Genomic DNA, 12,734 nt, shown 5'->3' with positions numbered 1-12,734 from the left:
TTTTCTTGGTCATAATTAAAAGCGATAAGTGAAGCGTAAAATAAAGTTTGTTTGGTTAAAAAATAGCTGCTGAATATGTGCTGAAATGCTGTTTATTTGTTCAAAAGATGGAAAATATCCTATAATTTTGCTGAAGAATTAAGCGTGATTTTACTATGCAGGGAAGTTATACATAGACTAAGTGGTTATTTCGTTTCATGATGTTTAATAAGTATAATTTTAGTAAATGTTGTATATTTATATTAAAAATAAAATCTATTATAGAGAATGTAAATGTAGCTAAGGGTGTTATAAAATATAACAATTACTTGTTCATCTTTAGTCTAAATAAATTATTTAAATTATTAAAGTAAAAAACGATCAGTAGATTTGAACTTTAATTAATAAAAACCAACTATATAGGTTAATTTTGTTAGATTTATTTTGTCTGCATATATTGAACAATTAATGTTAATGATTCTTATTTAAGTGTTTTTTATGGAAAAGCTAAATGTGACTGTTTGTGTTTTGATAGTTCACGTTTTATAATTCAGTGTCGTTTTAAATTTAGGTATTGCTAGATATAGTAATGGCCTAAAAATGCTAGCTTTCCTTCGAATTAATTCCAACAAACTCCGGATGGAGTTTTTACTTACAGGATGCCCGCTGTGAAAAGCAACAGACCTGTCAATTTGTCCATGGGTCAAGTTTTAGAAGTAAACTTAAAATCCCCTGTGGCTATTGCATCAATTCTACACCGTCTTTCTGGTGTCATCGTATTTTTACTTGTACCGGTACTTTTGTGGCTTTTAGACAAATCATTGTCTTCTGCTGAAGGTTTTGCTGAAGTTCAGGCAATCTTTGGCGGCTTCATTGTGCGTTTTATCGTATGGGTATTTGTAGCCGGCTTACTTTTCCATTTCATTATGGGTGTTAAGCATTTACTTGCTGACCTTGGTTTTGCTGAAGAACTGCAAAGTGGTCGTGTAGCAGCTACTATTTCATTGATCTTGGCTGCGATTTCAATTGTCGCATCATTTGTATGGATTGTTCTCTAATGAAAAGTGCTACAGGTTTAACGGGTTCAGGTTCTCGCGATTGGTATATCCAACGTGTAAGTGCTGTTGTATTAGCTGTTTATACTGTTGTGGTATTGGGTTGGATCCTTTTTCATGGTGGATTCAATTACGAACAATGGTACGGCTTCATGATGACATTACCAATGAAGATTTTATCTTTATTGGCAGTCTTATCTCTTGTCACACACGCTTGGATTGGCATGTGGCAGGTATTCACTGACTATGTGACTACTCGTCAAATGGGTCCTTCAGCTTCAGGCTTGCGTTTGGTGCTGACTTCAGCAGTGATCATTGCTGTATTTGCATATGCAATCTGGGCGATCCAGATTTTTTGGGCGAATTGATAGGAAACAATCATGGGCGCTATAACCCCTAAAGAAGATTACACAAATATTCCACATCAAACTTTCGATGCAGTCATCGTGGGTGGTGGTGGTTCAGGCATGCGCGCTTCTTACCAACTTGCTCAAGCGGGTTTGAAAGTTGCAGTACTGACTAAAGTATTCCCAACACGTTCACACACTGTTGCGGCACAGGGTGGTATTGGTGCATCTCTTGGTAATATGCAAGAAGATAACTGGCACTATCACTTCTATGACACAGTGAAAGGTTCTGACTGGTTAGGTGACCAAGACGCGATCGAATTCATGACGCGTGAAGCGCCTCAAGTTGTTTATGAACTTGAACACCTGGGTATGCCATTTGACCGTAATGCGGACGGTACAATTTACCAACGTCCATTCGGTGGTCACTCTGCGAACTACGGTGAAAAAGCTGTTCCTCGCGCATGTGCTGCTGCCGACCGTACCGGTCACGCGCTTCTTCACACGCTTTATCAAAGCAACGTGAAAATGGGTACTCAATTCTTCGTTGAATGGATCGCGCTTGATTTGATCCGTAATGAAGCAGGCGATGTACTTGGTGTAACTGCAATTGACCAGGAAACCGGTAAAATCGCAGTATTCCAAGCGAAAGCAACATTATTCGCTACTGGTGGTGCTGGTCGTGTGTACCGTGCATCTACCAACGCATATATCAACACTGGTGACGGTCTTGGTATGGCAGCTCGTGCAGGTATTCCATTACAAGATATGGAATTCTGGCAGTTCCACCCTACAGGTGTTGCGGGCGCAGGCGTATTGTTGACTGAAGGTTGTCGTGGTGAAGGTGCAATCCTTCGTAACAAAGACGGCGAACCGTTCATGGAACGTTATGCTCCAACTTTGAAAGACTTGGCGCCACGTGACTTCGTATCACGTTCTATGGACCAGGAAATCAAAGAAGGTCGCGGTTGTGGTCCTAAAGGTGATTATATCCTTCTTGATATGACTCACTTGGGTGCTGACACGATCATGAAACGTCTTCCATCTGTATTCGAGATTGGTAAGAAATTCGCGAACGTTGACATCACTAAAGAGCCAATTCCGGTAGTACCAACAATCCATTACCAAATGGGTGGTATTCCTACGAATATTCATGGTCAGGTTGTTGTGCCTGAAAGCCGCGAAACTACGCCGCTTGAAGCACATTACAACAAAGAAACTGATGTTTATTCTACCAATGCTGAAGATCGTAACTTCACTAAACCTGTAAAAGGTTTCTATGCAATTGGTGAATGTTCATGTGTATCTGTACACGGTGCAAACCGTTTAGGTACTAACTCACTGCTTGACTTGGTTGTATTTGGTAAAGCTGCTGGTGAACACATCATCGACTACGTGACTAAACACCACGGTGATGAATATGCACCGCTTCCAACGACTGTACTTGAGCAAACTGTTGCACGTATTCGTAAACTAGACGAATCAGCTACAGGTGAAAACGCTCAAGAAGTTGCTGATGCAATCCGGGATATCGTTCAAGACCATGCGGGTGTATTCCGTACATCTGCGCTTCTTGATGAAGGTGTTAAGCAGATTCTTGCGATCGAGCCACGTGTTCGTAACATTCATTTGAAAGACAAATCTAAAGTATTCAACACTGCGCGTATTGAAGCTCTAGAAGTTGAAAACTTGTATGAAGTTGCTAAAGCGACCTTGATTTCAGCCGCTGCTCGTAAAGAGTGTCGTGGTGCGCATACAGTGGTAGACTTTGAATTGTCACCTGATCATGCTGACTACCCATATGGTCGTCGTGATGATGAGTGGATGAAGCACACATTATGGTTCTCAACAGATAACCATCTTGAGTACAAGCCAGTGCGTTACCGTCCATTGTCGGTTGATGCTATTCCACCTAAACCACGTACGTTCTAATTAGGAGAAGTAAGATGAGTAGAGGTACTCGTACATTTAATATCTACCGCTACGATCCTGATAAGGATAAAGCACCGTACATGCAAACTTTTAAACTTGAGTTGACTGACAAGCACCGTATGTTGCTTGATGCTCTTCTTGCGTTGAAAGTACAAGACGAATCTTTGACATTCCGTCGTTCATGCCGCGAAGGTATTTGTGGTTCTGATGGTGTGAACATCAATGGTAAAAATGGTTTGGCGTGTCTTTGGAACCTGAACGATTTACCGGAAGTGATTACGGTTCGTCCTTTACCTGGTTTACCCGTGGTAAAAGATTTAGTTGTGGATATGAATCAGTTCTACGATCAGTACGACAAGATTCATCCATTCTTGATTAATAACCAGCCTGCACCAGCGAAAGAGCGTTTACAGTCTCCTGAAGAACGTGAACACTTAGATGGTTTGTATGAATGTATTCTTTGTGCATGTTGTTCAACTTCATGCCCATCATTCTGGTGGAACCCGGACAAGTTCTTGGGCCCTTCAGCATTGTTGAATGCATACCGCTTTATCATTGACTCTCGCGATACTGCAACTCAAGATCGTTTGGCTCGTCTTGACGACCCATTCAGCTTGTTCCGTTGTAAAGGCATCATGAACTGTGTATCGGTTTGTCCTAAAGGTCTTAACCCAACTAAAGCAATCGGTCACATCCGTAGCATGTTGTTAGACCAAGCAGGTTAATCTGTACCTAGTTAAAAAAAAGCACACCTTGGGGTGTGCTTTTTTATGCTGATCATAGTTGCGTGGTATGAATGAGATATGAAATATCAATATAAATAACTTGCGGAGAGGCTGATAATGATTTTTTAAAGAGATATGGCTGATTAAAATAAAAACGAAAATGTGCTTAAAAATGATCTGTTTGTTGTGAGATTGTTTTATTCGACAATTTAAGCGCTAATTGCAAGTTTGAATCTGCAAAGTTGAGATTAAGATGTTATCATATAACGTATATAAAGAGGGCCCAGTGTAAAAATTGTGCTCTCTTTTGTTATATGTGGTGGTGAGGCTAGGACTATGGTCTACATTGAATCTAAATTTTAGATAAAGCACCATATGTTAGAGGAAAATGATATCTATGTATTTCGCCAAGTTATGGAGGGTATGTGTCAAAAAAATCAATTGTAACTGGAGAACATGTTACGATTTGACGCAAAGCTATATTTAAAAAAAGCCCTGTATTTACGTACATTTTTTCAACATTTGAAATTATGTATAAGGTTTATAAATAAATATAAATCGCTTTAGAAAAATTAAGTCGCGTAGTTATTTTTTCTAAGTCGATTTGCAAAAAATTGCTCGGTCTTGGTCGAGTATTTAAATGAGTGATGATGCCAATGAGGGCGTTATGATTCATTATTCACATTGGGTTATTCCTAATGTAGTGATAACGCCTCATGGCTTATGCCTGATGGGGACTAATGTCATATTACCAATTTGGCATTATTAATCATGGGTTCGCTTAAAAAGCATCCTGAAAATGTTTTTGCAATAGGAAATGGGTCCACAAATGCAAGAAGTTGCTGACGCACTGCGTCTTGACACTGAACTAAGCGCTGACAGTGCAGCGTATATTGAAGAACTTTATGAGCAGTATTTAACGTCACCAGACTCAGTTGGAGCTGACTGGCAGGAATACTTCGGTAAATTCCCTAAAGGTGATCAACCCCACAGCAATGTACGTGAGCAATTCCTTTTATTAGGTCGCAATTCAAGTCGCGTGCAACCTGTAGTGCAAAGTGCTGTAAGTTCTGAGCATGAACGTCGTCAAATTGGCGTTTTACAACTGATTGCTGCTTATCGTAACCGTGGTCACCAAAAAGCAAAATTAGATCCACTTGGTTTGGCTAAGCGTGAAATCGTGCCTGATCTAGATCTTGCTGCGCATGGTTTGACTCAATCTGACCTGGACACAGTATTTAACACGGGTAATCTTGCAATCGGTAAGACTGAAGCGACTTTGGCTGAAATGGTCAATGCCATGGAAGCAACATATTGTGCTTCTATTGGTGCTGAATACATGCACATTGTTGACACCAAAGAAAAACGCTGGATTCAACAACGTCTAGAAGGCGCTAAAGGTCAATTTGGTTTCTCTGCTGAGCAAAAGAAACACGTATTAGAGCGTTTAACTGCAGCTGAAGGCCTAGAAAAATTCCTCGGTAATAAATACGTAGGTGCAAAACGCTTTGGTGTTGAAGGTGGTGAATCTTTCATCCCGATGGTAAACGAACTGATTCAACGTGCAGGTTCTGTAGGTTGTAAAGAAGTTGTGATCGGTATGCCTCACCGCGGCCGTTTAAACCTTCTTGTCAACATCATGGGTAAAAACCCGGCTGACTTGTTTGGTGAGTTTGAAGGTAAATCACTGACCAAAAAAGGTTCTGGCGACGTTAAATATCACCAAGGTTTCTCATCTAACGTAATGACTCCGGGTGGCGAAGTTCACTTGGCATTGGCATTTAACCCATCACACTTGGAAATTGTTGGACCTGTAGTAGAAGGTTCAGTACGTGCGCGTCAAGTACGTCGTCGTGACATTGGTGGTGATGATGTATTACCAGTCATCGTTCACGGTGATGCTGCATTTGCGGGTCAAGGTGTAAACCAAGAAACCTTCCAAATGTCACAAACTCGTGGTTACACAGTGGGTGGTACGGTTCATATTGTTGTCAACAACCAAGTTGGTTTCACAACATCTGATCCTCGTGATGCACGTTCAACAGAATACTGTACTGACATCGCGAAAATGATCCAGGCGCCAATCTTCCATGTGAATGGTGATGATCCTGAAGCAGTACTGTTTGTTTCTCAATTGGCACATGACTTCCGTCATACTTTCCGTAAAGACGTAGTGATTGACATGTTCTGTTACCGTCGTCGCGGTCACAACGAAGCTGATGAGCCAGCTGCAACTCAGCCAATGATGTACCAAATCATCAACAAGAAAACCACGACTCGTACCTTGTACGCTGATCAACTGGTACAACAGGGTATTCTTGATCGTGCTGCTGCAGATGCAATGGTTGAACAGTACCGTTCAGACCTTGAAGCGGGTAAACACGTTGCCAATGCACTTGTATTGGAACCAAACACCAAAATGTTTGTAGACTGGACTCCATACTTGGGCCATGACTACACTGACATTTGGGATACGACTTTCCCTATCGAGCGTTTAAAAGAACTTGGCACTAAAATGCGCGAGCTTCCAGAAGGCTTCGTAATGCAACGCCAAGTGGCTAAAGTGATTGATGATCGCTTGAAAATGCAAACTGGTGAAATGCCACTGAACTGGGGTGCTGCTGAAACTTTAGCCTATGCCACCATTCTTGATGAAGGCTTCCTTGTGCGTTTAACGGGTGAAGACGTGGGTCGTGGTACATTCTCGCACCGTCATGCAAAATTGCATAACCAGGTAGACGGTTCAACTTACATTCCATTATGTAACCTGAAAGAAAACCAGCCACGTACTGCAATTTATGACTCATTGTTGTCAGAAATGGCGGTTCTTGCGTTTGAATACGGTTATGCAACCACATTACCGAAAAGCTTGGTGATTTGGGAAGCTCAGTTCGGTGACTTCGCAAACTGTGCGCAAGTGGTGATTGACCAGTTCATCTCATCTGGTGAAACCAAATGGGAACGTGTATGTGGTTTAACACTGCTTCTTCCACACGGTTTTGAAGGTCAGGGTCCAGAGCATTCATCTGCACGTTTAGAACGTTTCTTGCAGCTATGTGCTGAAGACAACATGCAAGTGATTACGCCAACTACACCGGCTCAGATTTTCCATGCGATGCGTCGTCAGGCAATCCGTCCAATCCGTAAACCAATGATCGTGACTTCACCGAAGTCATTGCTTCGTCACAAACTTGCAACTTCTACATTAGAAGAACTTGCAACTGGTACTTTCCAGACTGTGATTGATGAAATCGATCAAATCAATAAAGCAGACGTGACTCGTCTGGTACTTTGTGGTGGTAAGGTTTATTACGATTTGCTTGAAAAACGTCGCGAGCAAGAATTAAACAACACTGCAATCGTTCGTATTGAACAATTGTATCCATATCCAGAACAACGTATTGCTGAAGTACTTGCTTCTTATCCAAATGTTAAAGAAGTAGTTTGGACTCAAGAAGAACCGAAAAACCAAGGTGCTTGGTTGTTCATTGCGCCGCGTTTATATGACGATGTAATGAAAACAGGTAAACAAGTACGTATTAGCTTCGCAGGCCGTCCAGCATCTGCTGCGCCAGCTTGTGGTTCACCATATTTGCATGCAAAACAACAAGCTCAGCTGGTAAATGACGCATTAGCGATTGCAGCTGAACAATCAGGAGATTCTAAATAATGGCAACCGAAATTAAAGCACCGGTATTCCCAGAGTCAGTTGCAGACGGTACGATCGCAACTTGGCACAAACAACCAGGTGAAGCTGTATCACGCGATGAAGTGATCTGCGATATCGAAACTGATAAAGTTGTTTTAGAGGTTGTTGCTCCTGCTGACGGTACAATTGCATCAATTATCAAAAATGAAGGCGAGACTGTACTTTCGAATGAAGTGATTGCACAGTTTGAAGAGGGTGCTGTTTCTGGCGCTGCTCAAACTCAAGCAGTTCAATCTGAAGGTCAGGTAGAACAAGCCGCTGCTCAAACTGAAGCGGGTGCTGCACCTGTAGTTGAACGTAGCCAACCTGTTCAAGATCAAGCGCCTGCAGTTCGTAAGGCGTTGGCTGAAACTGGTATTGCTGCAAGCGATGTTGCTGGTACAGGCCGTGGTGGTCGCATCACTAAAGAAGATGTTGCAAGCCATCAAGCTAAACCAGCTGCTCCTGCTGCTGCGCCATTAAGCGTTGCTGTTGGCGAACGTATTGAAAAACGTGTTCCAATGACTCGTTTACGTAAACGTGTTGCTGAACGTCTACTTGCTGCGACTCAATCAACTGCAATGTTGACTACGTTTAACGAAGTAAACATGAAGCCAGTCATGGAAATGCGTGCGCAATATAAAGATGCATTCGAGAAACGTCATGGTGCACGTCTTGGCTTTATGTCATTCTTCGTTAAAGCGGCAACTGAAGCACTTAAACGCTACCCAGCGGTAAACGCTTCTATTGATGGTGACGATATCGTTTACCACGGTTTCTATGACATCGGTGTAGCAGTTTCTTCTGAACGTGGTCTTGTGGTTCCTGTTCTTCGTGATACAGACCGCATGAACTATGCTGAAGTTGAAAATGGTATCCGTGCTTACGCTGCGAAAGCGCGTGATGGCAAATTGGGCATTGAAGACATGACTGGCGGTACATTCACCATTACTAATGGTGGTACATTCGGTTCATTGCTTTCTACTCCAATTTTGAATACACCACAAACTGCAATCTTGGGTATGCACAAAATCCAGGAACGTCCGATGGCTGTAAATGGTCAAGTAGAAATCTTGCCAATGATGTATTTAGCGCTTTCTTATGACCATCGTTTAATCGATGGTAAAGAAGCGGTAGGTTTCCTTGTAGCGATCAAAGAATTGTTAGAAGAACCTGCTCGTCTTATCCTTGATCTTTAATTCTAAAGAATAAATCCATGGGCTTAGGGCGATCCTCTAAGCCCATTTTTTGGAGATAAACATGTCTCAACAATTTGACTTAGTTGTAATTGGCGGTGGACCAGGTGGTTATGAAGCGGCGATTCGTGCTGCTCAACTTGGTTTCAAAGTTGCTTGTATCGAAAAGCGTATTCATAAAGGCAAACCATCTTTAGGTGGTACTTGCTTAAACGTGGGTTGTATCCCATCTAAAGCTTTACTTGATTCTTCACATCGCTATGAAGATACCGTTCAGCATTTAGATGACCATGGTATTACTACCGGTGAAGTTAAATTTGATCTTTCTAAAATGCTGGCTCGTAAAGACAAAGTTGTAGATCAATTGACTGGCGGTATCGATCAGTTACTTAAAGGTAATGGCATCGAGTGGTTAAAAGGTACGGGTAAACTGCTTGCAGGTAAAAAAGTAGAATTTGTTTCTCACGAAGGTGAAACTCAAGTTTTAGAGCCTAAATACGTGATTCTTGCGACGGGTTCTGTTCCTGTAAATATTCCGGTGGCTCCTGTAGATCAAGACTTAATCGTTGATTCTACTGGCGCACTTGAATTCCCAGAAGTACCTAAGCGTTTAGGTGTGATTGGTGCTGGTGTAATCGGCCTTGAGCTTGGTTCAGTATGGCGTCGTCTGGGTGCGGAAGTTGTTGTATTTGAAGCAATGGATGCATTCTTGCCAATGGCTGATAAAGCCTTGGCAAAAGACTTCCAAAAACTGTTGACTAAGCAAGGTATGGATATCCGTATCGGTGCAAAAGTTGCAGGTACTGAAATCAACGGTCGTGAAGTAACGGTTAAATATAACCAAGCTGGCGAAGACAAAACTGAAACTTTCGATAAATTGATCGTTTGTGTAGGTCGTCGTGCCTATGCTGAAGGTTTATTGGCTGATGATTCAGGCATTAAATTGACTGAACGTGGTTTGGTTGAAGTAAACGATTGGTGTGCAACTTCTGTTGAAGGTGTATACGCGATTGGTGACTTGGTACGTGGTCCAATGCTTGCTCATAAAGCAATGGAAGAAGGCGTAATGGCAGTTGAACGTATTCACGGTCATGCTGCACAAGTGAATTACGATACAATCATTTCTGTAATCTATACACACCCAGAAGCGGCGTGGGTAGGTTTAACAGAACAGCAAGCGACTGAAAAAGGTCACGAAGTTAAAACCGGTCAATTCGGTTTTGCTGTGAATGGTCGTGCTTTAGCTGCGGGTGAAGGTGCTGGTTTCGTTAAGTTTGTTGCTGATGCGAAAACAGATCGTCTACTCGGTATGCACGTGATTGGACCTGCTGCGTCTGATATCGTTCACCAAGGGATGATTGCGCTTGAGTTTGTATCTTCAGTTGAAGATCTACAGTTGATGACTTTCGGTCACCCAACTTTCTCTGAAGTGGTACATGAAGCTGCACTGGCAGTCGATGGACGCGCAATTCACGCGATTCAACGTAAGCGTAAGTAATTCGAAAAAAGAGCGACTTAGGTCGCTCTTTTTACATTTGATAGTTGTTTTTATTAGAACAATCATCTAAAAATAAAGATAAGAATCATTTTTAAATTCTCAAAATACCAATATTGATTGAAAAGATATTGGTGAACGTAATAACAAAGTCAAATAAGTAATAAAAGGTTGTTCAATGAATTTACATGAGTATCAAGCAAAAGCGTTATTAAAAAAATATGGGATGCCGGTTCAAGAGGGTGTACTGGCAACCAATGCAGCAGAAGCTGTAGCAGCATTTGAGCAACTCGGCGGTAAGTTTGCCGTAATGAAGGCTCAAGTTCATGCGGGGGGACGTGGTAAAGCAGGTGGGGTTAAAGTCGTAAAATCAAGCGATGAAGCCGCTGAATATGTAAATGGCATTATTGGTACACGCCTTGTGACTTACCAAACCGATGCCAATGGTCAGCCGGTAAATAGTGTTCTTGTGTGTGAAGATGTCTATCCCGTTGAACGTGAATTGTACCTAGGTGCAGTGGTGGATCGTTCTAGCCGCCGCGTAACTTTTATGGCATCCACCGAAGGTGGTGTCGAAATTGAAAAAGTGGCAGAAGAAACCCCAGAAAAAATTATTAAGGTAGAAGTGGATCCTTTGGTGGGATTAATGCCTTTTCAAGCGCGTGAAGTGGCCTTTGCACTTAATTTAAAAGATAGACAAATCAACCAATTTGTCAAAATTATGACGGCTGCTTATCAGGCATTTATTGAAAATGATTTTGCTCTATTTGAAATTAATCCACTTTCAGTCCGTGAAAATGGTGACATCTTATGTGTGGATGCCAAAGTAGGCATCGACTCTAATGCATTGTACCGTTTACCAGAGATTGCAGCGATGCGCGACAAGTCTCAAGAAAATGAACGTGAATTGAAAGCTTCAGAACATGACCTGAATTATGTAGCTCTAGAAGGCAATATCGGTTGTATGGTCAATGGGGCCGGTCTTGCCATGGCAACCATGGACATCATCAAACTGTATGGTGGTCAGCCTGCAAACTTCTTGGATGTGGGTGGTGGTGCCACCAAGGAACGTGTGATTGAAGCCTTTAAAATTATTTTGGCAGACAGTTCGGTACAAGGGGTTTTAATTAATATTTTTGGTGGAATTGTACGTTGTGACATGATTGCTGAAGCCATTATTGCAGCGGTTCAGGAAGTTCACGTAGCCGTGCCGGTTGTTGTGCGTTTGGAAGGAAATAATGCAGAACTGGGCGCCCAGCTATTGGATGAATCTGGACTAACGTTAATTTCTGCATCAGGTTTGGCTGATGCTGCAGAAAAAATTGTTGCTGCTGTAAAAGCTTAAGGGAGTATCAAACATGAGCGTATTAATCAATAAAGACACCACTGTATTGGTACAAGGCTTTACAGGTAAAAATGGTACGTTCCATTCAGAACAATCCATTGCCTATGGTACCAAAGTCGTTGGTGGCGTAACCCCAGGTAAAGGTGGGCAGCAGCATTTAGGGCTTCCGGTTTTTAATACCATGAAAGAAGCTGTTAAAGAAACAGGAGCAACAGCAACTTCCATTTATGTTCCGGCACCTTTTGTTTTAGATTCGATTATTGAATCAATTGATTCAGGAATTGAGTTAATTGTGGTGATTACTGAAGGCGTCCCAACCTTGGACATGCTGAAAGCAAAACGCTATCTCGAAACTTATGGTAATAATGCACGTTTAATTGGGCCAAACTGTCCAGGCATTATTACACCAGGTGAATGCAAGATCGGCATTATGCCAGGGCATATTCATCAACCCGGTAAAATTGGCATTATTTCCCGTTCAGGCACATTGACCTATGAAGCAGTCGCGCAAACGACTAAATTAGGCTTGGGCCAGTCAACCTGTATTGGTATTGGGGGTGACCCGATTCCAGGCATGAACCAGATTGATTGCTTGAAGTTATTCCAGGAAGATCCGCAAACCGAAGCTATTATCATGATTGGTGAGATTGGTGGTACCGCAGAAGAAGAAGCAGCAGAATATATTCAGTCGCATGTGACTAAGCCGGTTGTGGGCTATATTGCAGGCGTGACTGCACCGAAAGGCAAGCGTATGGGACATGCGGGTGCGATTATTTCTGGCGGTAAAGGCACAGCTGAAGAAAAATTCGCAGCCTTTGAAAAAGCGGGTATGGCATATACCCGTAGCCCGGCAGAACTTGGCTCAACCATGTTTGAAGTATTAAAGAGCAAAGGTATGGCTTAATACAAACCTGGTAAATGTAATAAAAAGCCCTCGATAGAGGGTTTTTTATTGAGTACTATTTGATGGCT

9 protein-coding genes and 1 pseudogene are annotated in these 12,734 nt (G+C 42.1%); all 10 read left to right on the top strand.

The window, feature by feature from the left end:
* The first annotated feature begins 638 nt into the window (after positions 1 to 638).
* The 10 genes and pseudogenes from sdhC to sucD all read left to right on the top strand — a co-directional run bounded on the left by sdhC (position 639) and on the right by sucD (position 12,666).
* Positions 639 to 1,037: a succinate dehydrogenase, cytochrome b556 subunit gene (sdhC, locus tag B9T29_RS12605; protein ID WP_143223892.1), complete on the top strand. Its 399-nt coding sequence runs from the start codon at positions 639 to 641 to the stop codon at positions 1,035 to 1,037.
* On the top strand, positions 1,037 to 1,402 hold the full coding sequence (gene sdhD, locus B9T29_RS12600) for a succinate dehydrogenase, hydrophobic membrane anchor protein (protein ID WP_086176256.1): 366 nt from the start codon (positions 1,037 to 1,039) through the stop codon (positions 1,400 to 1,402). Before sdhC ends, sdhD begins: the two co-directional genes overlap by 1 nt.
* Positions 1,403 to 1,414: 12 nt before the next feature.
* Positions 1,415 to 3,313 (top strand): FAD-binding protein, encoded by a 1,899-nt coding sequence (locus B9T29_RS12595; protein WP_086176255.1) that lies wholly within the window; start codon positions 1,415 to 1,417, stop codon positions 3,311 to 3,313.
* 14 nt (positions 3,314 to 3,327) lie between these two features.
* Positions 3,328 to 4,038, top strand: a complete 711-nt coding sequence (locus tag B9T29_RS12590) for a succinate dehydrogenase iron-sulfur subunit (protein WP_086176254.1) — start codon at positions 3,328 to 3,330, stop codon at positions 4,036 to 4,038.
* Between the two features lie 585 nt (positions 4,039 to 4,623).
* Positions 4,624 to 4,714, top strand: a pseudogene (locus B9T29_RS16305) (hypothetical protein); the annotation flags it as partial.
* Between the two features lie 153 nt (positions 4,715 to 4,867).
* On the top strand, positions 4,868 to 7,708 hold the full coding sequence (locus B9T29_RS12585) for a 2-oxoglutarate dehydrogenase E1 component (protein WP_086176253.1): 2,841 nt from the start codon (positions 4,868 to 4,870) through the stop codon (positions 7,706 to 7,708).
* Positions 7,708 to 8,925 carry a 2-oxoglutarate dehydrogenase complex dihydrolipoyllysine-residue succinyltransferase gene (gene odhB, locus B9T29_RS12580; protein WP_086176252.1) on the top strand — a complete coding sequence of 406 codons (1,218 nt, stop codon included), beginning with the start codon at positions 7,708 to 7,710 and terminating at the stop codon, positions 8,923 to 8,925. The genes B9T29_RS12585 and odhB overlap by 1 nt, the downstream gene beginning before the upstream one ends.
* Positions 8,926 to 8,986: 61 nt before the next feature.
* Positions 8,987 to 10,420: a dihydrolipoyl dehydrogenase gene (gene lpdA, locus B9T29_RS12575; protein WP_086176251.1), complete on the top strand. Its 1,434-nt coding sequence runs from the start codon at positions 8,987 to 8,989 to the stop codon at positions 10,418 to 10,420.
* A gap of 175 nt (positions 10,421 to 10,595) precedes the next feature.
* Entirely contained in the window at positions 10,596 to 11,762 is a 1,167-nt protein-coding gene (gene sucC, locus B9T29_RS12570) for an ADP-forming succinate--CoA ligase subunit beta (protein ID WP_086176250.1), read from the top strand.
* Positions 11,763 to 11,775: 13 nt separating this feature from the next.
* Positions 11,776 to 12,666, top strand: a complete 891-nt coding sequence (sucD, locus tag B9T29_RS12565) for a succinate--CoA ligase subunit alpha (protein WP_086176249.1) — start codon at positions 11,776 to 11,778, stop codon at positions 12,664 to 12,666.
* Positions 12,667 to 12,734: the final 68 nt, after the last annotated feature.

The sequence above is a fragment of the Acinetobacter sp. ANC 3903 genome (assembly GCF_002135315.1).
In the GTDB taxonomy this organism is placed as follows: Bacteria; Pseudomonadota; Gammaproteobacteria; order Pseudomonadales; family Moraxellaceae; genus Acinetobacter.
The sequence above is the reverse complement of the archived record's forward strand: the minus strand, read 5'-3'. Positions and strand labels throughout refer to the sequence as shown.